The following is a 25,400-nucleotide window of genomic DNA, read 5'->3' as shown; positions in this document are numbered from 1 at the left end:
CGCGTCCCTTGTCAAATAGGCGTTATCTTGCGCATCGTCGGCTGGCTCTCGATCGTTCTTGAGCGGCGAGAGAGTCGAACGAGCATGACACGCCGACAAGGAGGCACAGCATGTACGGTAGGAAACCACCACGTCCCAGCGGCGGCAACTCGATCGTGCTGACATGCGCGTTCGCGGCGAGCGTGATGCTGACTGCCGGGGCTGCGACTGCCGCAGACATTACCCGCGGATCGACCACGGGCCAAACCGACGCCCCGGGGTACGACCATCCCAACCAATACCTTCACGTTCAGGCGGAAAGCATCGCGGAAAACATGGAACCGGTGATCCCGCACGCCGACCAGGAGCGGGAAGCCCGGCAGAAGCTCGACGAACTGGAACAGAAATTCGGTAAGAAGCCGAATATCCTTATTTTCCTGATGGACGACGTGGGCTGGATGGACCCAGGGTTCAACGGCGGCGGCACCGCGGTCGGCAACCCCACCCCGAACATGGACAAGCTGGCCCGGGAAGGTCTGATCCTGACCTCGGCCTATTCGACGCCGAGTTGCACCCCGACCCGAGCGAGCATTCATACCGGTCAGAACCCCCTGCACCACGGGCTCTTGCGGCCGGCCCTGTACGCCGAACCCGGCGGACTGGACGGGGCGGTGACTATCGCCGACGTGCTCGACGATTTGGGTTATTTCACCCAGGGCGTGGGCAAGTGGCACATGGGCGAGAACGAAGGGTCCCTGCCTCAAAATGTGGGTTACGACGACTATTACGGCTTCCTGTCGGTGTCGGACATGTACACAGAGTGGCGGGACGTGTACTTCAACCCGGAAATCGCCCTGAGTCCTTCGCGGACCGAGATGATGGAAAAACTGCCCTTCAACCGCAACAACGTGCACTGCGTGAAGGGTCAGAAACAGTGCGAAAACACCTACGAGATCAACCTGACGACGATCAAGAACCTGGATCAGGACTGGGCCGCCTACAGCGAAAAATTCATCCGGGATAGAGCCGACAACGACCAGCCCTGGTTCCTCTATCATGCGCCCCGAGGCTGTCACTTCGACAACTATCCCAACGAGGAGTACGCGGGCAAGTCCCCGGCGCGCACCGTCTACAGCGACTGCATGGTGGAAATGGACGATATTTTGGCCCGCTTGTACAAGGCCCTGGAGGACAGTGGGCAAATCGAAAACACGCTGATTATCCTGAGCTCCGACAACGGACCCGAATGCGAAGTGCCGCCCCACGGCCGCACCCCGTTCCGCGGCTGCAAGGGCTCGACCTGGGAAGGCGGCGTACGGGTACCGACTTTCGCCTACTGGAAAGGGGTGATCAAGCCCAGAATCTCGGACGGCTTGTTCGATCTGACCGACCTCTTCAACACCGCGGCATCTCTGGCCGGAGCGCCCGGCGCCGAGGTGGCCAAGTACGTGCCCGCGACCGGGTACTATATCGACGGCATCGACCAGACCTCGTTCCTGCTGGCCGACGAGGGCGAATCGAATCGCCGCAGTATCATCTATACCCTCGGTGATCAAATGTCCGCGATTCGCCTCGATGAATTCAAAATGTATATGGTCGTCGAGCTCGAGCAGGCGGTCTTCGACCGGGGCTATACGGGCGGGTTCACCGGTGCCATCGTCGAAACGATCCCCGGAGGCGCGGTCGTCAATCTCTACACCAACCCGGGCGAAGATGTCGGCGAAGGCATCAGGCACCTCCCCGTCACGACGGTGATAAGCCAGGAAGCCGAACGCTACGAAGCCGTCCTGGAAAAGTACCCGCCCAACATCAAGATAGGCTTCTGAAGGTGGCTCGATAGTGAAGCGTCCCGCCACAATGCGGCGGGATCGGTCTTTTCCCGATACGGGCGGCGTCGCGGCCACACTCTCGAGGGGATGAACGGCGCCGCCCTACGACCGATAAGAGGCATCGAATGATTGAACGCCACACGTTTCCACTCACAAGGCGACCGCTGCTGATGGCGTTTTGCCTTGCTCTGCTCCAGCCCCTCATCTGCGCGGAGGCACAGGCCGCCCAGCCGAACGTTCTGCTGATTCTCACCGATAACACCGGCTGGGGGGACTGGGGCGCTTATGGCGGCGGAGCGCTGCGCGGGGCGCCGTCTCCGCGGATCGACCAGCTCGCCGCGGAAGGCATGCGGCTCGAGAATTTCAACGCCGAGGCCCAGTGCACGCCGAGCCGCGCGGCGCTGATGACCGGGCGGCTCGCCGTCCGCAGCGGCGCGCAGAACGTGCCGATCGGGACTTCCTTCTACGGCCTCGTGCCATGGGAGGTGACTCTTGCCGAGGCGCTGTCCGACGCCGGATACGCCACCGGCGCCTTCGGCAAGTGGCACCTCGGCCGCACGCCCGGACGCTGGCCGACCGATCAGGGGTTCGACGAATGGTACGGCATCCCCAACAGTACCGACGAAGCCGTCTGGACGACGCCTGAAGTGCTTCAGGAGTATTCGGTCCCGGCGGACGCCCAGGTTCCGGAAGCCGACCAGCCCTGGATCATGGAGGGCCGCAAGGGAAGCGAGCCTCAGCGGGTCAAGCTCTACGATCTGAACGAGCGCCGGCTGATCGACGCCGAACTCACCCGGCGGGCGATCGATTTCATGAAACGCAACGTCAGAAGCGGAAAGCCGTTCTTCGCGTATGTGCCGCTCACGGCGACCCATTATCCCACTCTCCCGCATCCCGACTTCGCGGGAAAGAGCGGCCACGGCGACTATGCGGACATGCTGGTGCAGACCGACCACTACGTCGGCCGAATGCTCGATGCCCTCACCGAACTCGGCGTCGAGGACGACACGGTGGTGATCTTCGCCTCCGATAACGGGGTGGAGGACCCCGATGCCGGAGACGGCCAATTCAGCGGCTGGAGCGGACCTTGGGCCGGCACCTACGTCACGGCGATGGAGGGCGGCATACGGGTGCCCTTCATCATGCGTTGGCCGGGCAAAGTGCCTGCCGGCGCCGTCAACAACGCGATCGTGCACCTGGTGGATATCTTCCCGACGCTGGCGGCGTTCGCCGGAGCCAAGGTTCCCGATGACCGCCCCATCGACGGCATCGACATGGCCGATTTCTTTCTGGGAAAACGGGAAGACTCCGGCCGCGAGGGTTTCGTGATCTATGTGGGCGACGACCTGAGGGCGGTGAAGTGGCGGAACTGGAAAATCCACTACGCCTGGCAGGAGACGAAATACAGTCCGGTCGAGCGCTTCTCGACCGCGCCGAAGGTAGTCGACCTGACCCGCGATCCGCGGGAAGAGCGGCAGGCCGCCGAGCCCTACAACACCTGGATCTTTTATGCGAACACCATCACGACCGATTTCCGACGCAGCGTCGAACAGTGTCCGAACGTGCCGGTGGGCTCCCTGGACTCCTACAAACCGCCTCCCTCATGCGCCTTGGGGGGAGTATCGAGGTAATTCGGCTGAGAGGGCCTCGAATGCGCACGAAGAGGCGCATTTGTCGGCAAGGGATTGCCGACCTACTCAGCGATTGTAGGTCGGCAATCCCTTGCCGACGACAACACTAAACATTTTCCAAGTGTGTAGTCACAGGCCGCAGATCAATCGCTCGGCTTTGGTTGAACCTGTTTTCGCAACACCTCCACCAGCGGCGTAGGTCGGCAATCCTTTGCCGACGGAAGCGTCTCGCGATATATTCCTAAAGTGTGTAAAAACAAGCCACCGCTCAATCCCTCGACTTGCGCCGCCCCTGTTCTTGGAGCTCCGCTACCAGGGCTGCCCTCTCCGGATTCTCGGGTTCCAATTCGGCGAGAGTCCGCGCGTAGGAGAGCGCTTTGTGCGGCTGCCCGTTGTCTCGGTAGATGCTCGCGAGCGCAAAAAGCAAATCCCGATCGAAAGGGTGTTGCCGGAGTGCGCTCTGAAGCATCGCAATGGCCTTTTGCGCCTGCCCGACGCCGTTCAGGGCTACGCCATAGACGTAGGCATAGCGGGCGTTGCCGCGGTCGAAGCTAACCGCCAGTTTCAACTCCGCCAAGGCTTCGGACATGCGCTTCTGGCGCACCCGCAGCAATCCGACCGCATGGTGCAGGGCGGCGCTTTCGGGACTGCGTCGCAACGCCTCCCGCAACACCGATTCCCCCTCCGTATCGCGGCCCAGCGCGCGATAAAGATCCGCCAGGTTGACCGATGCCGGCACGAAGCCCGGGTCCAGCTCCAGAGCGGTGCGCAAGGCCGCCTCGGCCCGATCGAACCGGCGCTGGGCCGCATGCACCTGCGCGAGATTGAGGTGCGCTTCAGGACGATCCGCATTGAGCCGCTGTGCCGCCATGTATTCGGCGATACCCCGAGTCAACGCAGTCCGCTGTTCGGACATCAGGTGTTCCGCCGGAACATCGGCCAGCACCCGTGCCGCCTCGATGCGCACAGCGCGGACCCGGTCCCGGAGTAAATCTGCCAGAAACCGGAAACGGGTTTGTGGTTCCGCGCCTTCCAACGCACCGGCCGCCGCCTCGCGAACCAGCGGGTCGTCGTCGCGCAACTGCCTGCCGATTACCGAGAGGGAGCGAGGATTCGGAACACGGTCCAGGCGAGCCAGCGCACTCGCCCTGGCGATCGCCGGCTGACTTTTATCCTCGGCGAGGCCGAGCAAGCGCTCGACCACGCCGGGCGCTCCCGTGGAACCGTCGTGCAGTATTTCGGCATATCGCTGATAGCCCTCGGGCGTATGCCCGTACCACTGCTCTACCCGCTTCGCCGCCCAAGCGGGCGAATGGTCTGCATGGCATCGGTTGCAGGCGTTCGGCGTTCCCAATTTGACGGACAGATCCGGCCGCGGCACGCGAAAGCCATGATCGTGTCGCGGATCGACGATCATGTAGGTCGTCGCCGGCATATGGCATTCGATGCAGTCCGCGCCGCGGGAATTCAGCGGATGAAAATGGTGCTTGGGGCTTTCGTACTTCCCAGCCTCATGGCACTGGAGACACACCTCGCCCTCGGGAGCACGCAACCCAAGGCTGTGCGGCTCGTGACAATCGCTACAGGTCACACCGTGCCGAAACATCTTGCTCTGCAGAAACGAGCCGTAGACATACACCTCGTCGCGCATCTGCCCATCCGGGTAATAAAGACCGTCCTCCAGCAGCGCCAACCGATGGGTGTCGCCCAGCGGACGACCATGACCATAGTCTTCGGAAATCGGACCACGCCGCGAATGGCAGCGAGCGCACATTTCGATTTCCCGCGTAGACCGACGCGGCGCCGAGCGCACGGCATTGCCGCTTTCCGGATTCGGCATCCATTGAACGGACTTGCGCTCGTTGAGCGCAATGACCAAACCCTTGCTCCCATCGTCGTGGTGCTGTCCGTCGCCTTCCTTCTTTGCCCACGCGACGTGATTCGAACCGGGGCCGTGACAGGCTTCGCAAGACACGTTGACTTCCGAGAACGTGGTCGAATAGTGCCGCGCCTTGAGCTCGTAATTCTTCTTCACGTTCGTCGAATGGCACTCCGCGCACATGTAGTTCCAGTTCTGGTTTAGGCCGGTCCAGTGCAGCGGATGGCTATGGGTCACGTTCTGATCCGGGTAGAGGTGAAACCAGCGCTGCCCGCCTTCCGCCTTGGGCCGGGTGTCCCAGGCGATCCCTAATGCCTGCAGGCGGCCGCCCGGCAGCGGAATCAGATATTGCTGCAGCGGCGTCGCGCCGAAGGTGTACCGGATTTCATAGTCGCAAAGCTGCCCGTCGGGTCCGTCGGTGCGAACCATGAAGCGGCCATCGCGGCGAAAAAAGATGGTAGTCGCCCCGGCATAGGTGAACGAGGCATTGTCGAAGTCGCCGGCAACCGTCTCTTCGCTGGCGGGACGCATGGCCAGCTCGTGATGAGAGCCCCGCCAGAGCCGATTCTCTTCCTGATGGCAATCCGCGCAGACCTGTTCCCCGACGTAAGTCGGCGCCGGCGCAACGGCCTTCTCCACGGTTTTCCTCGAGCGTTCCGGAACGGTTTGCTCGGGCCGTCCCTGCCAAAGCGCAATGCCGATCACCGCGACTGTGCCAGCGACGGCCAGCGCCCGCAGAAACATCGCGCGTCGCGGTTTCATTGGGGATATCAAAGATCCGTTCTTGACCGTTCGACCGGGGGACTGGGTTCGGTGGGATTGGCCATTCCGGCCTGATCGGTGTTTGTCGCTCCGTTTTCGCATTCCTTGCTCCACTATGATTGCCGTTCCTTAACGGTCAGTTAGACCGCCGCACCAATGATTTTAGAGCGGGGGGCGCTCCGCACAAGGCTTCCATGGACCGAGAGATAGACCCGAATACGATGTCGTAGCTAAACAATCCGTAGCCGACAAACGCGTCGGATTAGAACCGCAGCAAAGTTTGTACGTAAAAGTAATCCACGTCCTTTGGATCCGGCGCGTTCGGAGCATCTTTCGCAAATTCGCCTTTGATCAGGCGCGCCCAGCCGGATTCGAACGACACGTTGGAAAACGCATCCCAGCGCGCCGAGACTTCCACCAGATGGCCGATGAAATCGCCGGAGCGGCCGGTTCTATCCTGTAGTCTCGCCGGCGTCCATTGATCCTTGTCCGATGCGAGCCAGAACATCCGGTGGGACACGAACGCCGACAAATCGCTGCGCGGATTGACGAAAAGCCGGTAACCGGGCGAATTGATATTGCTGCGGGCGAAGGCGCCGAAAATCCCGGTGGGACCGAACTCGAACCTGCGCGCCCCGTATAGCGTGTCGAAACGCTGGTTCTTGCCGTCGTTGGGATTTTCATCGCCCGTGGCGTAGTCGTACTGGGCTAAGAACCGGGGCGACCAGGGCATATCGAAGGTATAGCCCAAGGAGGCGTGTTGATACCAGGCTTCATGGGACAGATCCCGCGTGTCGTTGCGGCCGGTCGTCGCCCGAGATTCGCCGACCTGGGCGATGGTCTCCACCTGCATGTCCCATTGTCCTTTTCGCGGCGGCCTGATTAAGCGCACGCCGGGCGTGAACAAACGGCGGTTGGTGGTGGCGCCGTTGGGCCGGTCCTCTTCGTGCAAGTGGAATAAGTAGGCCTCACCGTTGATGCCCCAAATCAAGTCGGAGGCCTCGAAGAACAGGCCGGAGAAATAGGTACGGTATTCTTCCTCGTCGAATTCGTGTACCCCCTCCAGCAGATCGGCCTGGCTGGTGGGTAGCCGGTTGACCGGCTGAGTGGCGAAAGCGCGCAGTTGCCATTTCCCCTCGCCATCCCTCAATCGGAACGTCACGCCGGTAAAGGCATTGATGGTATTGCGGAAAACGTTGCGGGCGACCAGACGGCGGCTGCCCAAATTCATGGTCTGCCGTCCCGCCTTGACTTCCATTCCGAGTCCCGAATCCAGCACGTCCTCGTCGGACCAGGCGCCGTAGATCTGTAAAAAGTCCGCTTCGTTGACATGGGTGTTATTGAGCGTCGAGCCTTCGTCGGCCCCGTATTCCCGTGCATCCAAAAATTCTGCGCCGATTCTGAAAGGCTCGAAATTCGCCTCCAGAAACACACAAGTTTGCATAGGAATCTGCTGGTCGCCGCCCGAGGCTCCGGCGCGGAATTGTCCGTCCAGTACTTCATAGCGGGTGCGATGCTCTATGCTGAAGTTCAACCAGCCCGGCAAACCCAACATATCGTGCGCATTATGAGCGGGGCGCGCCGGCACCACACCGGCCAAATAATCGTTCATTTGGCTGCCGAAGCAACTGAACGGCGGACGACCGCCCGTCTTCGGCTTCTCCTCTTTTTGATCGACGGCAGCCTGACCTTGAAGGGATGCTGCGATCAGCACAACGCCGCATGCTATTTTTATGCTTCTCTTCACGAATGGCCCCAGCACAAAATTTGTTATGAAATTACAACATAAAGATGCAATACGACCAACATCGGAGCAGCGCCGAAATAACGTGTAAAATCGAATGCTTAGAAGCGGTCTTCAAACGTCACGAGCGACGTCAGGCCAAGGCGCGAAAGGGCGACCCGAAGCCACGGGACCCGCGGAGGGAACAGCCGTTAGGCTGGCCCGCAGGGCGAGCCCCAGGGATGTGGTGAGTGAAAAACAGGGATGTTTTTCATCAGCATTTTGAGCCCTTGAGCAACGCCGGCATGGCGGCGCGCAGTAGTTTGAAGACAGCTTCTTAGAGATGCGTCTCCACGCGAAACCAGCCGAACTCTTACAGTTTTCCTCGGCCAAAATAGTGTGGACATGCAACGCTTTCACCAACAGAACTACAATTTCCTGACACAGCCCATGTCCTCCAGCAATCGGGAAGGTAGCGCCTTCCAATTTCAGGACCAGCGCGTGCGCAATGCCATCGTGTACAATCTGCCTTTCAGCAACGTGGATGTCTCTTTAGCTCCCCAGACCATGCTTTCCTTTATCCGCCGCTTGAAGCAGAGCTATGAAAGTGTCTCGAAGCACGTCCCGCCGGACGATGAGGCACGCTTCCTCGAATTGCGAAGAAACTTGCAATCCATAAGCTTCGGCGAGGCGGTACTGGAAAAGGGAGAATTGAATCGGTCGAGGAAGGATCATCCGCTACAGATTGCCGTTTTAGGCCCCACGCAAGCGGGAAAAAGCTCGGTCATCAACTGGCTGCTCGAGAAGAAGCTTGCCGAAGTCAGTCCGCTCGCCGGTTTTACCGTTCATCCGCAGGGGTTTTGCATCAATCTCCCGCCCGACCGCGTGGAATGGATCGACGGCTATTTCCGGCAATACCAGCGCTGCCCTCGGGATGTGCTTCCGTCCGACCGCTACGACTGCTTCGCGCTACTGGAGACCGCAGCCGATGCGCGTCATGCCTTGAGCGGGTCCGTACTCTGGGATACGCCGGATTTCGATTCCGTCGATGCCGAAGAGTACCGGCAAGCCGTCCTGCGCGTGGCGGCCTTGGCCGACGTGGTCTTGCTAATATTGAGCAAGGACAAGTACGCCGACTTGTCGGTCTGGGAACTGATCGATCTATTGGAGCCGTTGTCTCAGCCGACCGTGATCTGCTTGAATAAAATCGAGAAAACGTCCTACCAGACTTTGGTCGGATCGCTCCAAGAGAAGTGGCGAAACGCCCGGCGGGACCCGCCTCCGCCCATCATTACCGTCCCTTATCTGGAAAACATTCAGGTCGACGACTTTGCCCTGCTGCACAGCGAGCGCACACAACTTCTCGGCGCCGTAGATCGGGCGATCCGGGAAGTCCGTCGCGAGCGGCACGCGAAGAATGCGAAGCATTTTGTCCAGGTTCATTGGCGCGACTGGCTGGCGCCGGTCAAGGCCGAGCACAGCCTCAAGACCGAATGGCACAGCTTGGTCGATGAGGCCGTCCGCGACAGCCTGAATCTTTACAAGCGGGATTATCTCAACCATCCCCACCATTACGAGACATTCCAGCGAGCGCTGGCAGAACTCCTGACGCTGCTGGAAATTCCAGGCCTCGCGGGCACGCTGCTCACGGCACGCAAGATCGTGACCTGGCCGGTGCGGCAGATCGTAAAACTCGGCCAGGCCGTCGGCGGCCGCCGCCAGCAGAGCATCAGCGGCGAGGCTGCGATCCTGCACCAAGCCGCCGAACACCTGTTCATACGCATCAGCGAAACCATTCTTCTGAAACGCGACGACGATCCGTCCCGGCAAGCCTGGTGGAAAGAGATGGCAGGACTGCTCAGAACCACGAGACCGGTCCTGACGAACCGCTACGAATTGGCTGTCGACCAATATATTCGGGCGTTTCAACCGGAGATCGAGAAAACCGCGCACAGTCTGTACGATCGCCTGCGGGAACATCCCGCAGTCTTGAATGGCCTCAGGGCCACCCGCGTCACCACCGACGCTGCAGCACTGGCCGTGGCCCTGCATACCGGCGGCATCGGCGTGCAGGATTTCATCATCGCACCGGCCATGCTCTCGCTGACGACCATGCTCGCCGAGAGCGCGCTGGGGCGTTACATGAGCAAAGCGGCGGCCGACCTCAAGCAGAAGCAGTTCAAAGCCGTGGAAGCATTATTCGACAGAACCGTTCATGCCTATTTGAACGGTCTACCGGGGCAGATGGACACCTCCCGTCAGTTCAACATTTCCCCCGAGGCCATCGAGTCGGCCGAAGCGCAACTGGTTTAAGCCATGCAAATACCCTTCGAACAACTGCTGATGACTGCAAAGGGCTGGGCGGAAAAAGCCCAAGCCGAAGGATGGCTCACGTCAGGGGACATCCACGCCCTAAACGAAGTGGACATCGGAACGCCGGCGGCCCTGTTCGAAGCCGGCGCACACCGCCCCTTGGTTGCGGCTTTTTTCGGCGGGACCGGCGTCGGCAAGAGCACCCTGCTGAACCGGCTTGCCGGCCAGGGTATCGCCCGAACCGGCGTCGAGCGCCCTACTTCTAGGGAGGTGTCCCTTTATCTCCACGATTCGGTGAAAATCCAACACCTCCCGAAGAACTTTCCCATCGACCGGGTGCGCACGGCCTATCACCACGATGACCGGCGCCGGCAAATCCTCTGGATCGACATGCCCGACATCGACAGCATCGAACAGAGCAACCGGGAACTCGTGCTGGACTGGCTGCCTCACATCGATGTTTTGATTTACGTGGTCAGCCCCGAGCGCTATCGCGACGATAAAGGCTGGCGCCTGCTGCAGGCCCACGGCGGCGAGCACGCCTGGCTGTTCGTCATGAACCAGTGGGACCACGGCCACCCCGCTCAGATCGAAGATTTCGCTAAACTGCTGACCAAGGCCGGTTTCAGGAATCCCATCTTGCTCCGAACCGACAGCCGCGAAATCGAAGGAGAGCGAAAACCCGACGATTTCGAGACTTTGCAGGCCATCCTCCAGGACATGGCCGACCGCCATGTCATCCATCAGCTGGAGATGCGGGCGGAAACCTTGCGCCTCGATGCGCTTCGGGACGCTTTGCACGATTGTCTCGAAAAACTCGGCAACCGCGACGGTTACGCCGGCCTAGAACCGAATTGGTCCGGGATCTGGCAGGAAATGCACGATGATTTGATGAAGGGCTTGGAATGGCCGATCCAAGAGGTCTCCCGCGCGTTCGTCACCCATGAAACCAGCTTGCTCCGCCGGCGCATCGATTTGACCAAATCTCCCGACGAGAAACCCCGATCCGAAAAAGCGCCGCCCGAATCGATCTTGTGGGATGACTGGGCGGAAAGTCGGTATCGGGACGCGCTGGATCATTTGATCGTCGAAGCCGGCGAACGGGGACTTGCCGTGGTCCCGCTCAAGACGCGGCTGGACCAGTTGGCGGGCGGAGTGGGCCGCACCGTTCTCTCGGAGGGGCAGCGGTCGCTGCGGCTGGCATTGGCCAATCCGGGAAACGCGCTGCAACGTTTCTTCCTGAAACTTTCCGGCTTCCTGACGGTTTTCCTACCGCTGATCGCGATCGGATGGGTTTCCTACCAAGTCGTCAAAGGCTATTACGAAAGCGCGCTTTACCACCTGGGCTATCTGGGAACCGATTTCGCGATACACAGCGTATTGCTCATCGCCCTGTCCTGGCTGCTGCCCTATTTTCTTTATCGAAAGCTGAAGCCCTCGGCCGAACGCACCGCGATCAAGGGACTGCGAGACGGCATCGGACTGGCTTTGGATCTGAGCGGCGATAGGGTGACGGAACTGCTCCGGGAGATGGAGCAAGAACGTCAGGCCTTGATGGAAGAAGGCCGCCGGATCGCCAGCCTTTCATCGCCAACCCAAGCTCCCGAAGCCGTTCAGGGTTCGAAACTGCTGGAACGGGTTCTCCCGGCGTCCGTCCGAAAGCGCCAGAAGACCGTCGGCTAGAACGTTGTTCATCAAGGTTTAGCAGTGTGGATCGGGAAGGTTGTAGGTCGGCAATCCGTTGCCGACGACCCGTCATGTTTCCCGCCTCGTCATGTCGGGAAAGGATTCCCGACCTACTACAGCTAACTCGTAGGTCGACAGTCCTTTGCCGACGAAGTGCCCGAGTTCGCCCGGCTTACTCCATGGCATCGAAGTAACTTTTGTCCACCCCGCATTCGGGACATACCCAATCGTCCGGAATGTCTTCCCAACGCGTGCCGGGCGCGATACCGGAATCGGGATCGCCCAGTTCCTCGTCGTAAACATAACCGCAAGCGGAACAAATGAACTTTCGATATTGGGACATGGATAACGGCTCCATTAATTGATCTTCTTATTCGAGCAATCCTGCGGGCAGCCGACGTGTCCGGCCGCTCGCATTTTTTTCAAGAGTTAAGCGAGACGGCGATCAGCCGCCTCCGATACCGTCCAGGTATTTCTCGGCATCCAGCGCCGCCATGCATCCCGAACCGGCCGATGTGACCGCCTGGCGGTAAACGGGATCGGCTACATCGCCGGCGGCGAATACGCCCGGTACGCTGGTCGCCGTCGCATTGCCTTCGAGTCCGCTCTTCACGATGATGTAACCGTCGCGCATCTCCAATTGCCCGGCGAATATTTCGGTGTTAGGCGTATGGCCGATTGCGACGAAGACACCATCCAGCCTCAAATCCTTGGTCGAGCCGTCCTGTGCGCTCTTGATGCGCAACCCGGTGACGCCCGAGTCGTCGCCCAGCACTTCGTCCACCACATGATTCCATTCGATGGTCACGTTGCCGGATCGCGCACGTTCCAGCAGTTTTTCCGAAAGAATCTTTTCCGATCTAAACTTATCGCGCCGATGCACGACGGTGACGTGGGATGCGATGTTGGCGAGATAAAGGGCCTCTTCCACCGCCGTATTTCCGCCGCCGATGACCGCCACGGGCTTGTTCCGATAGAAAAATCCGTCGCAGGTCGCACACGCCGATACGCCTCTGCCCTTGAACGCTTCCTCTGACGGCAGGCCCAGATAGCGGGCGGATGCCCCGGTGGCGATGATCAGGGCATCGCAAGTATATACGCCGGAATCGCCGCTCAGCCGGAACGGCCTGGACGACAGATCGGCCGTATGAATGTGATCGAAGATGATTTCGGTCTCGAAGCGTTCGGCATGACGGCGCATGCGCTCCATGAGGTCGGGCCCTAGAAGTCCCTCGGGGTCGCCGGGCCAGTTGTCCACCTCGGTGGTCGTGGTCAATTGTCCGCCCATTTGGATGCCGGTGACGAGGACCGGGTTCAGATTGGCGCGCGCCGCATATATGGCGGCGCTGTATCCAGCCGGACCGGATCCCAAGATCAACAACCGGCAATGTCTTTGTTCGGTCATGTGCTCCTCGGTTGGGTTATCGCAACAACAAAATACCAAGTATGACGATAAGTTTTTGGGGCGTAAACCCCGGCTCTTGATTAAATGACGCCGATTTTGAACAATACCCCGGTCATTTATTTATTTGATTTGGTGAGAATTTTGTCGCAGTTTTACAAAAAGCTCACGATCGGTCAGGATCTGGGCTCGGTACTGGTCAGAGGGCTGCGCGAAGCAGCCTTTTTGATTTACCTGGCTATTTCGTTGTTTTTCCTGATCTCCCTGATGACTTTCGACTCGAGTGATCCGGGCTGGTCGCATACCGGCACGGGCCATCCCATCGCCAACGGCGGCGGCGCGGTCGGGGCCTGGCTCGCGGATTTCTCCCTTTCCCTGTTCGGAATACCGGCTTTCCTGTTTCCTTTTTTGCTGTCCGGTTACGGCTACGCTATCTACAAAGGCCCCGCCTCGAAAGAACCCTCCGGCGCCGCGAACTACCTGTTTCGCTGGTTCGGTTTCGGGACCGCGATGGCGGCAGGCTCCGCTTTGGCCGATATTCACGTACTGCGTCTGCCGTTTCCTCTTCCCGTGACCAGCGGCGGCATCCTGGGCCAGGAAGCGGCCGGACTATTGACCGGCGCGTTCGGCACGACCGGCGCCACCATATTGCTCATCTCGTTTTTTCTGGCAGGCGTATCGCTTTATACCAGCCTTTCCTGGCTGGGCTTGCTGGACGCGGTGGGGAAAGGCGGCTTGATGGTCGCCAACGGCTTTTTCGCCGCGTTCCGAGCGCTTGCCGGAACATTCCGACCGGAACGGCAGCGCGAAGAAAGCGAGCCTCGGATCGACGCACCGAGAGATAAGGTCAAGCCCAAGCGAATCGAGCCCACGGTCAAACGCAAACCTCAGCCCCCGGAAGTCAAAGACACCAAAGAGCCCAAGGAACCCAGGGAACCGTTCCGGTTCCGAAAAGCTGCGAAGCCGGTTAGCACGCCTTTGCCGAACGAGGGCGAACTGCCTCCGCTCGATTTGCTCAACAATGTCGCTCCGAAGGTCAGGGGCTACTCCGACGCGGCGCTGGAGGAAATGTCCCAACTGGTGGAGACGATCCTCGCGGATTTCGGCGTGGAGGTCCAGGTCACCGAGGTCCATCCCGGCCCCGTCATCACGCGATTCGAAATCCAGCCGGCGGCCGGCGTCAAGGTGAGCCGGATCAGCGGACTGGCGAAAGACCTGGCGCGGGCCTTGTCCGTCACCAGCGTCCGGGTGGTGGAAATCATTCCCGGCAAATCCGTGATCGGCCTCGAAATCCCCAACGAGGAGCGCGAAACCGTACTGCTCCATTCGGTGCTTTCGTCCGAACCTTACCAGCACTCCGGCTCGCCCCTGACCCTGGTTCTCGGAAAGGACATCAGCGGCCAGCCGGTGGTGGCGAATCTGGCCCGCATGCCTCACCTTCTGGTGGCCGGCACCACCGGCTCCGGCAAATCGGTCGCCGTCAACGTCATGATCCTCAGCATGCTGTTCAAGGCACGGCCGGACGAGATCCGCCTGATCATGATCGATCCCAAGATGCTGGAACTCTCGGTGTACGAGGGCATTCCCCATCTATTGACGCCGGTGGTGACCGACATGAAGGAAGCCGCCAACGCCCTGCGCTGGTGCGTGGCGGAAATGGAGCGGCGATACAAGCTGATGTCCATGCTCGGCGTCCGCAATCTCGCGGGGTTCAATCAAAAGGTCACCGAGGCCATCGAATCCGGTCAACCGATTCGCGATCCCATGTGGTCCGCCGACCAAGCCTTGGAGGGCGAAGAGCCCCCTACCCTAACGCCCCTGCCCTATGTCGTCATCGTCATCGACGAACTGGCGGACATGATGATGATCGTGGGCAAGAAGGTCGAGGAACTGATCGCCCGCCTGGCGCAGAAGGCGCGCGCCGCCGGACTGCATCTGATTCTGGCCACCCAGCGGCCTTCCGTGGACGTCCTCACCGGCCTGATCAAGGCCAACATCCCGACCCGTATCGCCTTCCAGGTGTCGTCGCGCATCGATTCGCGCACCATCATCGACCAGGGCGGCGCCGAGGCCTTGCTCGGCAACGGCGACATGCTCTACCTGCCTCCCGGCACCGGACTGCCGATGCGGGCGCACGGCGCCTTCGTGTCCGACCAGGAAGTGCATAATGTCGTCGAGTTCCTGAAACGGACCGGGCGCGCCAATTACATCGACGAGATTACCCGCTTCTCCGAGGATGGCGGCGATTTTTCCGGTGCAAAGTCCCCCGGCGGCGGAGACGGAGAAGAGCTGGATGCGCTGTACGACGAAGCCGTGCGCTTCGTCACCGAATCGCGCAAGGCGTCCATCTCCAGCGTCCAGCGCCGGTTCAAGGTGGGCTACAACCGCGCGGCCCGGATGATCGAGGACATGGAGAAGGCCGGCGTCGTAGGTCCCGCCGAAACCAACGGAAGCCGCGAGGTTTTGGCTCCGCCGCCGCCCGACGTCTGAGCACCTCGCCGAAGCCAGAGTTCCGATGCATGTATCAGATGTAGGGTGGGTTAGGCGCGCGCAGCCATCAACCATGCCGTCGCTGCTGGATTCTCTGCGCGCCGTAACCCACCGGGCAAGGCCGCGGAACCGGTGGGTTACGGCGCGCGGAAACACCAAAGGAACTTTCCAGAGTCGGTGCGATGCGCGCCTAACCCACCATCGATGGGTTTCGCTTCGCTCTACCCATCCTACGATACTTACGTTTTGTTATTGAACTACCTCTGGGTCGGCTTTTTCATGGCGGCCTTCGTTTCCGGACTGGCCCGGTGGCTATGGTTGGGCGATGCCGAGATTTTCGCCCGGCTGATGCAAGCGGTGTTCGACAGCGCCAAGGCGGCTTTCGAAATTTCCTTGGGATTGACCGGCGCCTTGGCGTTTTGGCTGGGAATTCTCCGGGTCGGCGAGCGCGGCGGCTTTCTCAGGCTGCTTACCCGTGGGCTGACGCCTTTGCTCCGCCGCCTGATGCCGCAGGTTCCGCCGGATCATCCGGCCATGGGGGCGGTAGTGATGAATCTCTCGGCGAACGTGCTGGGCCTCGACAACGCCGCCACGCCGCTGGGCATCAAGGCCATGCAGGAGCTGCAAAGCCTGAACCCAAAGCCGGACACCGCCAGCGACGCCCAGATCCTGTTCTTCGTGATCAATGCGTCGTCCATTACCTTGTTTCCGGTGTCGATTCTGGTGTTCAGGGCGCAGATGGGCGCGGCTCATCCGGCGGATGTCGTGGTTCCCATCCTGATGGCGACCTTCTGCTCCACGTTCGTGGGCTTCGCGAGCGTCGCCCTGCGGCAGCACATCGGTCTTCGCGATCCGGTCGTCCTGGCTTATTTCGGCGGATTCGCTCTGGCGGTAGCCGGCCTGGCGCTCTATTTCGGCGGCCTGGCTCAGGACGAGATGCAGCGGAACTCGGCGGCTTTCAGCAATTTGCTGCTGTTCTCGCTGATAGCCATGTTCCTGGCCGGCGCGGTTCGCCAGCGGATCAACGCTTACGAAGCCTTCGTCGAAGGCGCCAAGGAAGGGTTTCACACGGCGATCGCCATCCTGCCCTATCTGGTGGCGATGCTGGTAGCCATCGGCGTATTGCGGGCGAGCGGGCTCCTGGAAGCGATCATGTCCGGAATACGTTTTCTTTGCGATGCCGTCCAGATCGACGCGCGCTTCGTCGACGCCCTGCCGACCGCGCTGATCAAGCCGTTCAGCGGCAGCGGGGCGCGCGCGATGATGCTGGACAGCATGCGCGCCTACGGCGTCGATTCCTTTTCGGCACGACTCGCCACCATCATTCAGGGCAGCACCGAGACGACTTTTTACGTGCTGGCGGTGTATTTCGGAGCGGTCGGTGTCAAAAACGTGAGATATGCAGTAGGCTGCGGGCTTCTGGCGGATATGGCCGGGGTGCTTGCGGCCATTGCGGTTACCTATCGATTTTTTGGTTAAGAACAATGCGCGTTAATTTGAAAGCCTTGGGCTGCCGCCTCAACGAGGCGGAACTCGAAACCTGGGCGCGGCAGCTCCAGCGTGAGGGGCATCGCATCGTCGACGACTCCGAGGAAGCCGATCTCGTCGTGCTCAATTCCTGTGCGGTCACCCAGGAGGCCGTGCGCAAATCCCGGCATCTGATACGCCGCGCGGCGCGGGAAAATCCAAAAGCGAAGCTGGTCCTGAGCGGATGCTACGCCACGCTGAACCGGGAGGAAGCGGAAGGCCTGGGCGTCGATCTGGTGATCGCCAACGAGAACAAGGCGAACCTGATCGATATCGCCAAGGACGAGCTCGATCTGCCGGTCATGCCGGCGTTTTCGACCGATCCCGGCGAATCGGCCTTATTCCGGCTCGGCCGGCAACGCGCTTTTGTCAAGGTTCAGGACGGCTGCCGTTACCGCTGCACGTTCTGCATCGTCACCGTCGCGCGCGGCGAGGAGCGGAGCCGGAGCATAGACGACATCGTCGCCGAGATCGACGACCTGCACGCCCAAGGCGTCCAGGAGGCGGTGCTCACCGGCGTTCATCTAGGAGGATACGGCAGCGACCTCGGCTACGGGCTCGATCGGCTAATTCGCGCCGTACTCGAACGCACCGACATCCCGCGCCTGCGCCTGGGCTCCCTGGAACCCTGGGATTTGCCGGATTCCTTCAGCGAACTTTTCGAGAATCCGAGATTCATGCCGCACCTGCATCTGCCGCTGCAAAGCGGGGCCGATTCGGTACTGAAACGCATGGCCCGTCGCTGCAAAACGGCCGATTTCGCCCGGCTGGTAGGCCGATTGCGGAAGGACGTTCCGGACATCAATATCACCACCGACGTGATCGTCGGGTTTCCCGGCGAAACCGAAGCGGAATGGCAAGAGAGCCTCGCGTTTATCGAGTCGATCGAGTTCGGCCACATCCATATCTTCGCCTACTCGCCCCGCTCCGGCACCAAGGCCGCCGAAATGCCGGGCCATGTCCCGGCCGAGCTCAAGAAGGCCCGAAGCCGCGCGCTGCACGAGCTTTCGGAAAGGCTGAAGCGGGCAAACTTCGAGCGATTCCTGGGGCGCGAATTTCCGGTTCTCTGGGAAACCGAGAAAGCGGCGTCGGACGACGTCCCCGAGGTTTTCGGTTATACGCCGAATTATCTGCGCGTGGCGGCCCGAGCCGAAGCAGAACAATCCTTGGCGAACCGCATCACCAGTGCCCGACTGAGGGCTGTCGCCGATTCGGGCGATTATCTCTTGGCCGAACCGGCATCCGGCCGATCCCTGATCTGTCCTTCCAAGAAATAAAGCGTGGCGCCGATCACCGCCGCCGGCGGGATCAGCACGTTCAGCACCGGTATGGTCAGACCCAGCGTGACCAGGCCGCCGAAGCTGAATACACCGAACGGCAGTTTCTTCGCGATGCGGCGCTGCTCGTCGAACCTGTAGCCATGGACCTCGAGCGGATAGGCCATGTATTCGAGCGCCAGGAACCAGGCGCTGAACGCCAGCCAAAGGAACGGTGCGATGAGGTTGAGGCCCGGAATCAGAAAAAGGACGAGCAACGGAACGGCGCGGGTCAGAAAATATAGCAACCGCTTCGCCTCCGACAACGAATCACTCACCAGCGCTTTACCCAAGGAGGCTTCCGACACCAGCGCCGGCTGCCCTTTCAGCAAGACGACCGTCTTTTCCGCCAAACGTCCGTAGAACGGCGCCCCGATCAGATTGGCCAGCATCGTGAACGTGAAATACACGATGAGCAGAAAACTCAGTCCGAACAGAGGCCACAGCAGCCAGCGCAGAAAATCCAGCCAGGCCGGCACCAGCCAGTCTATGAAAGCCGAAAAATAATAAATCCCGCCGACCAGGGCGATTCCGTAGAGCACCAGGTTGATCAGCAGCGGAATTCCTACCAGGTGGCGCAGACCGGGCGTCGAGAGCAAGCGTAATCCGCGCAGGAGACAGGCGGCGGAAAGATGCAGGTTATTGAGTTTCTCGGTGTTTACTGGGTAATTCATGAATGGGTTAAATCCGGATTAGGAACAGCTCATTTCTGACTGTCGATTTCAGGGAGTTCTCCACAGGCTCGACCGCGTAGTCTTGTTTTCCGCTTTGATACGAGACTTTTTCCGAGGAGACGAGTCCATGCCATTATCCTACGGCTCTGAAGGCCGCTTGGCCATAAGGCACGCGACTGACGATTCAAGACGAACTTACCGCTGGCGCCCAAGCTTCAAGCTTGGGAGCAATTCCCGAGAAGCTGTAGTTTCTCGCAATGGGTTCCCAAACCGGAGTTCGGGAACCAGTCCGCCACCGTTCTGTCTCCTGGTCGAGATTTCGCGTTCACGAGGACGGCAGTAAAGGTCAAACCTGAGCGAATTATTGCGATTTACGGTCCGGTCACGTGGCAAAGTTGTCGTCACCAACAGCGCGACTGAGGGAGTGACATCGATGACCAAACGAATTATCCACGACGTAGCGATCGAATGCATACAGGGGAACATCGCCGATCAGCCCGACATGGAGGCTATCGTCAACGCGGCCAATGCCGCGCTGCGCACGGGTGGGGGCGTAGCCGGCGCGATCCACCGGGCCGCAGGGCCCGGACTCGAAGAGGAATGCCGGCAGTTCGCCCCGATTCGTCCCGGTCAGGCGGTCATCACCGGCGCTCATAACCTGCCCAACCGTTACGTGATCCATTGCCTTGGGCCGGTCTACGGGGTTGACGAACCCGCCGGCGAACTGCTCGCCGCCTGCTACGGCAACGCGCTTCACCTGGCCGAGCAGAACAACATCCGGTCCGTCGCCTTCCCGGCGCTCTCAACCGGCGCGTTCGGCTATCCGATGGAAGCGGCGGCACATATTGCCTTTAGGACTATTTTCGACGAAGCAACGAAGCTCTCGTCGGTCGAACACATACGCTTCGTCCTGTTCCACGCGAAAGACCTGCAGTTGCACGCCAGAATCCTCGAGACCGTTTCGGAACACGAGTCCAAAACGTGATCTCAAGTCGACACCTTTTATGGGTGATTTAGCGTCGAGATGAAAGGTGAACGAGAATGACGAATATCGACAGCCTATTTGCACCCGGCGACGCCTTGATCGTGGTCGATGTGCAGAACGATTTTTGTGCGGGCGGGGCGTTGCCTGTCGAAAACGGCGATGCGGTGGTGCCTGTACTCAACCGTTGGATTGAGGCCGCCACTAAAGCAAACGTTCCGGTCTACGCCTCGCGTGACTGGCACCCCGTGGGGCATGTCAGCTTCCAAGAAAGCGGCGGCCCGTGGCCGCCTCACTGCATCCAGGACAGCGAGGGCGCCCGCTTTCATCCGGAGCTGAGACTGCCCGATTCGGCCATCGTCGTGACCAAGGGCGTGCGCTTCGACCAGGATCAAAATTCCGCCTTCGACCAGACCGGACTTGCCCAACATCTGCGCAAGGCAGGCATCAGACGCCTCTGGGTAGGCGGTCTCGCGGAGGATGTCTGCGTGCTGGCCACGGTGCTGGACGCACGCACGGAAGGCTTCGAGGTCATGGTGATCCGGGATGCCACCCGTCCGGTCACGCCTCAAGGCGGAGAGAAAGCCCGACGGGAAATGCAGGATGCGGGCGCCGGCGTTGCCTCCTGACTCGCGGTTGCAGCACAGGACTGCCCGCTTCGCGACTACTGTGAAGTTATATTGCTCCACAGAAACAATTCATTTCGTGGACAAGCCTGACACAACCCACTAAATTGTCAACCAAACGTAAACAAAAGCGAAGCGACAATTGATCTGTCCGATGCCTTACCACACCTCTCCGACTCCGCCATAGCGTCGCCTGCCCTGTCCTACTCGGCAGGACATCCGCCCTTCCTACCCAGCTTTTTCGAATTTGCCGTCAGATGCCCTGAATGACGGACGCCGGCTATTTTGCTGTCGAGAACCACGCTTGGGCGGAACCTGATCAAGTCTGTCTCGGTTTATTAACCAGGCTTATAAATTAGGCCGGGTTAATCCGGGGCAGGGTTTCCTTAGCGCGGCGACAAGCTGCGTAAGCTCGGCCTAAGCGTGTTACCGGCCTGGGCGGCGGCCCGAAATACCGGGAGGGTATTTACGGGCCTGATTGATAAAGAAAGCCCGGACGCAAGAAGCAGCCAGGCGTCGGATATCGGACGAACTGCACCGTTGGCGGGACGATCAACGGAAAGATCTTCAATTTCGCCGTTGCCGTTAGTCGGCATTCTTCAGATCGTTGAGTTCGTCGCGATAACTATCCTCGTTGTTTTTATTTGATTGGAGCGTCAAATGCTAATGTCCGTTCGACAAGACTGGTTTTCCAATATTCGCAGCGATCTGCTATCGGGTACCGTGGTGGCGTTGGCGCTGATTCCAGAAGCGATCGCGTTCTCGATCATCGCGGGGGTCGACCCCAAGGTCGGCCTGTACGCGTCGTTTTGCATCGCCGTCGTTACCGCCTTCGCGGGCGGCCGTCCAGGCATGATCTCCGCAGCCACCGGCGCCATGGCGCTGCTCATGATTACGCTGGTCAAAGAGCATGGGCTGGAATACCTCTTCGCCGCCACTATTCTGACCGGCATTCTGCAAATCATTGCCGGTTATCTCAGACTGGGCGACCTCATGCGGTTCGTGTCGCGGTCGGTGGTGACGGGGTTCGTCAACGCCTTGGCCATTCTCATCTTCATGGCGCAACTACCCGAACTCACCGGCGTGAGCTGGCATGTCTATGCGATGACCGCCGGCGGTTTGGCCATCATTTATCTGTTTCCGTCCCTGACTAGAGCCGTTCCGTCGCCGCTCGTTTGCATCGTGGTTCTGACCGCAATCGCCATAGGGTTCAACCTGGATATCCGTACCGTGGGCGACATGGGGCAGCTGCCCGACAGTCTGCCGGTGTTCCTATGGCCCGATCTGCCGCTGAATGTCGAAACCCTTGGAATCGTTTTCCCCTATGCCATCACCATGGCCATCGTCGGGCTATTGGAGTCGATGATGACGGCCACCATCGTCGACGATCTCACCGACTCGCCCAGCGACAAGAATCGGGAGTGCAAGGGCCAGGGCATCGCCAATATCGCAGCGGGCCTGCTCGGCGGCATGGCGGGCTGCGCGATGATCGGCCAGTCCGTGATCAATGTGAAGTCCGGCGGGCGGACGCGACTGTCCACCCTGACGGCAGGCGTTTTCCTGTTGATCATGGTCGTATTCTTAGGACCCTGGGTGTCGCGCATCCCGATGGCGGCGCTCGTTGCCGTAATGATCATGGTTTCCATCGGAACCTTCAGTTGGGACTCTATCCGCAATCTGAGCAAATACCCCTTGAGCACCAATATCGTCATGATCACGACCGTCGCGGTGGTGGTCGCGACCCATAATCTCGCTCTCGGCGTTTTCGTCGGCGTATTGCTGGCCTCATTGTTTTTTGCGAACAAGGTCGGTCAGTTTCTCGAAGTCCGTTCGAAGTCCAGCGATGACGGTTCGATACGGACTTATCTCGTGGTCGGCCAAGTGTTTTTCACCTCCGCCGGCAAGTTCACCGCAGCCTTCGATTTCAAGGAGGATATTGATAAAGTCGTGATCGATTTGACTCGCGCCCACTTCTGGGACGTCACGTCGGTGAGCGCGCTGGATAAAGTCGTCATCAAGTTCCGGCGCGAGGGCATCGAGGTCGAGATCGTCGGTTTGAACGAAGCCAGCGCGACCATCGTGGATCGGTTCGCGGTGCACGATAAACCGGAAGCCGTGGAAAAATTGATGGCTCACTGAGGAAAGGTTTCAGTATGACTAAGGTAATGGCATGTATCGATGGGTCCAGGGCGGCTACGGCGGTCTGCGACTATGCGGCCTGGGCCAGTCGGCGCCTTCGGGCTCGGCTGACTTTCATTCATGTGCTGGACAAGTCGCAGTACCCGGTGGACGGCAATCTGAGCGGCAATATCGGGTTGGGCAGCCGCGAATCCTTATTGGAAGAACTGACGGCTCTGGATGAAAAACGCGGGAAACTCGCACGCGAACAGGGCCGGTTGATGCTGGCGGCGGCAAAAGAGCGTGCGGTGGCCGACGGCGTCGAGTCGCCATCCTGCGTTCAACGCCACGGCAGCCTGGTGGATACGCTTCTGGAACTCGAGGAGGATATACGCTTATTGGTGATGGGCAAGCAGGGCGAAAGCACCAACGGCACCAATCGTCATATCGGCAGCCACCTGGAAACGGTGATCAGAACGATGCACAGACCCATTCTGGTAACGCCCCATCAATTCCGGGAGCCCGAACGGGTCATGTTCGCTTTCGACGGCAGCGCGACCACGCGCAAAGGCATAGAGATGGTTGCCAACAGCCCGCTATTCAGAGGGCTTTCCTGTCACATTCTGATGGCCGGCAAAGACGGTGCCGGTCTGCGTGAGCACCTCGACTGGGCCAGAGCCACATTGGCGCGGGCCGGCTTGGACGTGACGGCCGAAATCCGCGAGGGCGACGTCATCAACGTTTCCGAGCGGTACCGGCAAGAGCATGGCATCGACCTGTTGATCATGGGCGCCTACGGCCACTCCAGGATACGCGAGTTCCTGGTGGGCAGCACGACGACGAGCATGCTCACCAATGCCTCGCTTCCCGTGCTGGTGCTGCGATAACGAAAAATCGAAAAGGTAAGCGATGGAACCGGCAGGAAGAAAAATAAGGCTATTTTTTCTTAGTTTTTTTCTCGTTCGCAAACTCCTGTTTGGGAACCCGCACGAAGAAGCTTCCGCTTCTCGGGCGACCCGGGGCAGACCTTTCCGGCCTGCCTGCTTGCCCTGCCGGTTCGCGATCGATGGGTTTCGCTATCGCTCTACCCATCCTACTGCCCTAAGGCGCTACGTCGGAACTCTTGAACAACGACGGATTCATGCCGTACCGGCTGAGCAAGCGGTAGAACTCGGTCCGGTTGCGCTTGGCCAGCTTGGCGGCTTGAGTTACGTTGCCGTTGGTCATCTGCAACAGCCGGATCAGATAGTTTCGCTCGAACTGTTCCCTGGCTTCCTGCAGGGACAGGAACGACGCCGGTTCGTCCCGCAACGCCCGTTGCACCAGCGTCACCGGGATGAGTGGCGTCGAGGACAGCGCGACGCACTGCTCCACGACGTTACGGAGTTGCCGCACGTTTCCGGGCCATTCGAAATTCACGAAACATTCCATGGCCTCCGGCGAAAATCCCTTGACCCGATTGCCGTAGGTTTCCGCGAGATCCCTCAGGAAATGCATCGCCAACAAAGGAATATCCTCGGGCCGCTTGGATAGGGGCGGAAGCATCAAGGTGACGACATTGAGCCGGTAATAAAGGTCTTCGCGGAAGTTCCCTTCCGCCATGGCCTTATCCAAATCCGCGTGAGTTGCGGAAATGATGCGCACGTCGACCGGCTCGTCATCGGTGGCGCCCACCGGGCGCACCTTCATCTCCTGGAGCGCGCGCAACAGCTTGGCCTGAAAAGACTTGGGCATGTCGCCGATTTCGTCCAGAAACAGAGTGCCGCCGTCCGCGGCACGGAAGAGCCCTTTGTGATCGCGGGTGGCGCCTGTGAACGCGCCCCTGCGATGCCCGAAAAGTTCGGATTCGAAGAGATTTTCCGGAATCGCGCTGCAATTGACCGCCACGAACGGCCCGTCCGCCCGCGTACTGGCCTCGTGAATCGCGCGCGCGAGCAACTCCTTGCCAGTGCCGCTCTCGCCGCCGATAAATATGCTCGCCTTGCTCTGTGCGACGCGATTGGCCTGGCTCAGCAACTCCTCCATGAGAGGGCTCTGTGTGACGATGTGTTGTCTCCAAGCGTCCTGATCCACCGTGACGCCGCTGGTCAGTCCGATCCGCATGGCCTGGTTGACCAGCTTGACCAGTTCGTTCTTGTCCACAGGTTTGGACACGAAGCCGAACACGCCCCGCTTGGTCGCGCTGACGGCATCGCTGATCGTGCCGTGGGCCGTCATGATGATGAAGGGCAGCGTCGGATATTGCTCATGGAGAAAGTCGAACAACGCCAGGCCGTCCATGCCCTCCATACGCAGATCCGTCACGACGACATGGGGGCGAAACACGGAGACCCTCGAAATGGCCGCCGGTCCGCTGTTCACGGTTTCCAGTTCAAATCCCGCTGAGGTGAGACGCAGGGCCACCAGGCGCAACAGATCCGGATCATCGTCCACCAATAGGACACGTTTACGTGCAGTGTTCAT

At 60.1% G+C, this 25,400-nt stretch carries 17 protein-coding genes; 11 read left to right on the top strand and 6 right to left on the bottom strand.

All coding sequences use genetic code 11. The features are described from left to right. Positions 1 to 110: 110 nt before the first annotated feature. Both ACWJJK_RS04890 and ACWJJK_RS04885 read left to right on the top strand, forming a co-directional pair. Positions 111 to 1,805, top strand: a complete 1,695-nt coding sequence (locus tag ACWJJK_RS04890; RefSeq protein ID WP_454128707.1) for a sulfatase-like hydrolase/transferase — start codon at positions 111 to 113, stop codon at positions 1,803 to 1,805. A 173-nt stretch (positions 1,806 to 1,978) separates the two neighbouring features. Further along, on the top strand, positions 1,979 to 3,439 hold the full coding sequence (locus tag ACWJJK_RS04885; RefSeq protein ID WP_077729479.1) for an arylsulfatase: 1,461 nt from the start codon (positions 1,979 to 1,981) through the stop codon (positions 3,437 to 3,439). 268 nt (positions 3,440 to 3,707) lie between these two features. Here the strand turns inward: ACWJJK_RS04885 and ACWJJK_RS04880 are convergent, their stop codons facing one another. Together ACWJJK_RS04880 and ACWJJK_RS04875 are read right to left on the bottom strand one after the other, a co-directional pair. Beyond that, a complete protein-coding gene (locus ACWJJK_RS04880) occupies positions 3,708 to 6,080 on the bottom strand; it encodes a tetratricopeptide repeat protein (RefSeq protein WP_454128706.1) in 2,373 nt (790 codons plus the stop codon). A 262-nt stretch (positions 6,081 to 6,342) separates the two neighbouring features. Beyond that, positions 6,343 to 7,794 carry an alginate export family protein gene (locus ACWJJK_RS04875; protein ID WP_156880659.1) on the bottom strand — a complete coding sequence of 484 codons (1,452 nt, stop codon included), beginning with the start codon at positions 7,792 to 7,794 and terminating at the stop codon, positions 6,343 to 6,345. Between the two features lie 414 nt (positions 7,795 to 8,208). On the opposite strand from ACWJJK_RS04875, the gene ACWJJK_RS04870 reads away from it, so the two are divergent. Together ACWJJK_RS04870 and ACWJJK_RS04865 are read left to right on the top strand one after the other, a co-directional pair. Next, positions 8,209 to 10,116 carry a GTPase gene (locus ACWJJK_RS04870; protein WP_434130891.1) on the top strand — a complete coding sequence of 636 codons (1,908 nt, stop codon included), beginning with the start codon at positions 8,209 to 8,211 and terminating at the stop codon, positions 10,114 to 10,116. Positions 10,117 to 10,119: 3 nt separating this feature from the next. Further along, on the top strand, positions 10,120 to 11,799 hold the full coding sequence (locus ACWJJK_RS04865; protein ID WP_077729330.1) for a GTPase: 1,680 nt from the start codon (positions 10,120 to 10,122) through the stop codon (positions 11,797 to 11,799). A 175-nt stretch (positions 11,800 to 11,974) separates the two neighbouring features. Here the strand turns inward: ACWJJK_RS04865 and ACWJJK_RS04860 are convergent, their stop codons facing one another. After that, a complete protein-coding gene (locus ACWJJK_RS04860) occupies positions 11,975 to 12,145 on the bottom strand; it encodes a rubredoxin (RefSeq protein ID WP_077729473.1) in 171 nt (56 codons plus the stop codon). Between the two features lie 102 nt (positions 12,146 to 12,247). Then, on the bottom strand, positions 12,248 to 13,207 hold the full coding sequence (gene trxB, locus ACWJJK_RS04855; protein ID WP_434130893.1) for a thioredoxin-disulfide reductase: 960 nt from the start codon (positions 13,205 to 13,207) through the stop codon (positions 12,248 to 12,250). An 84-nt stretch (positions 13,208 to 13,291) separates the two neighbouring features. Here trxB and ACWJJK_RS04850 point away from each other — a divergent pair, with 84 nt between their 5' ends. The 3 genes from ACWJJK_RS04850 to mtaB all read left to right on the top strand — a co-directional run bounded on the left by ACWJJK_RS04850 (position 13,292) and on the right by mtaB (position 18,498). Further along, entirely contained in the window at positions 13,292 to 15,694 is a 2,403-nt protein-coding gene (locus ACWJJK_RS04850) for a DNA translocase FtsK (protein WP_086133121.1), read from the top strand. A gap of 246 nt (positions 15,695 to 15,940) precedes the next feature. Beyond that, complete coding sequence (locus tag ACWJJK_RS04845; protein ID WP_442777798.1) at positions 15,941 to 17,173, top strand: nucleoside recognition domain-containing protein; 1,233 nt, start codon at positions 15,941 to 15,943, stop codon at positions 17,171 to 17,173. Between the two features lie 5 nt (positions 17,174 to 17,178). Then, the gene (gene mtaB, locus ACWJJK_RS04840; protein ID WP_434130898.1) at positions 17,179 to 18,498 is read left to right on the top strand and encodes a tRNA (N(6)-L-threonylcarbamoyladenosine(37)-C(2))-methylthiotransferase MtaB; all 1,320 of its coding nucleotides are present in this window, start codon (positions 17,179 to 17,181) and stop codon (positions 18,496 to 18,498) included. On the opposite strand, the gene cysZ is transcribed toward mtaB, so the two are convergent. Then, positions 18,441 to 19,211, bottom strand: a complete 771-nt coding sequence (gene cysZ / locus ACWJJK_RS04835) for a sulfate transporter CysZ (RefSeq protein ID WP_086133118.1) — start codon at positions 19,209 to 19,211, stop codon at positions 18,441 to 18,443. The genes mtaB and cysZ overlap by 58 nt on opposite strands. 433 nt (positions 19,212 to 19,644) lie before the next feature. Between cysZ and ACWJJK_RS04830 the strand changes: the two genes are divergently transcribed. From ACWJJK_RS04830 to ACWJJK_RS04815, 4 genes are all read left to right on the top strand, one after another. After that, a complete protein-coding gene (locus ACWJJK_RS04830) occupies positions 19,645 to 20,196 on the top strand; it encodes a macro domain-containing protein (protein ID WP_077729326.1) in 552 nt (183 codons plus the stop codon). 56 nt (positions 20,197 to 20,252) lie between these two features. Further along, positions 20,253 to 20,822 carry a nicotinamidase gene (locus tag ACWJJK_RS04825; RefSeq protein ID WP_454128705.1) on the top strand — a complete coding sequence of 190 codons (570 nt, stop codon included), beginning with the start codon at positions 20,253 to 20,255 and terminating at the stop codon, positions 20,820 to 20,822. Between the two features lie 663 nt (positions 20,823 to 21,485). Then, entirely contained in the window at positions 21,486 to 22,958 is a 1,473-nt protein-coding gene (locus tag ACWJJK_RS04820) for a SulP family inorganic anion transporter (protein WP_454128704.1), read from the top strand. A gap of 14 nt (positions 22,959 to 22,972) precedes the next feature. Then, positions 22,973 to 23,824, top strand: coding sequence for a universal stress protein (locus ACWJJK_RS04815; RefSeq protein WP_077729323.1), 852 nt, complete (start codon positions 22,973 to 22,975; stop codon positions 23,822 to 23,824). Positions 23,825 to 24,038: 214 nt separating this feature from the next. On the opposite strand, the gene ACWJJK_RS04810 is transcribed toward ACWJJK_RS04815, so the two are convergent. Continuing rightward, the gene (locus tag ACWJJK_RS04810; RefSeq protein WP_077729322.1) at positions 24,039 to 25,400 is read right to left on the bottom strand and encodes a sigma 54-interacting transcriptional regulator; all 1,362 of its coding nucleotides are present in this window, start codon (positions 25,398 to 25,400) and stop codon (positions 24,039 to 24,041) included.

The sequence above is a fragment of the Methylocaldum gracile genome (genome assembly GCF_053646815.1).
The sequence above is the reverse complement of the archived record's forward strand: the minus strand, read 5'-3'. Positions and strand labels throughout refer to the sequence as shown.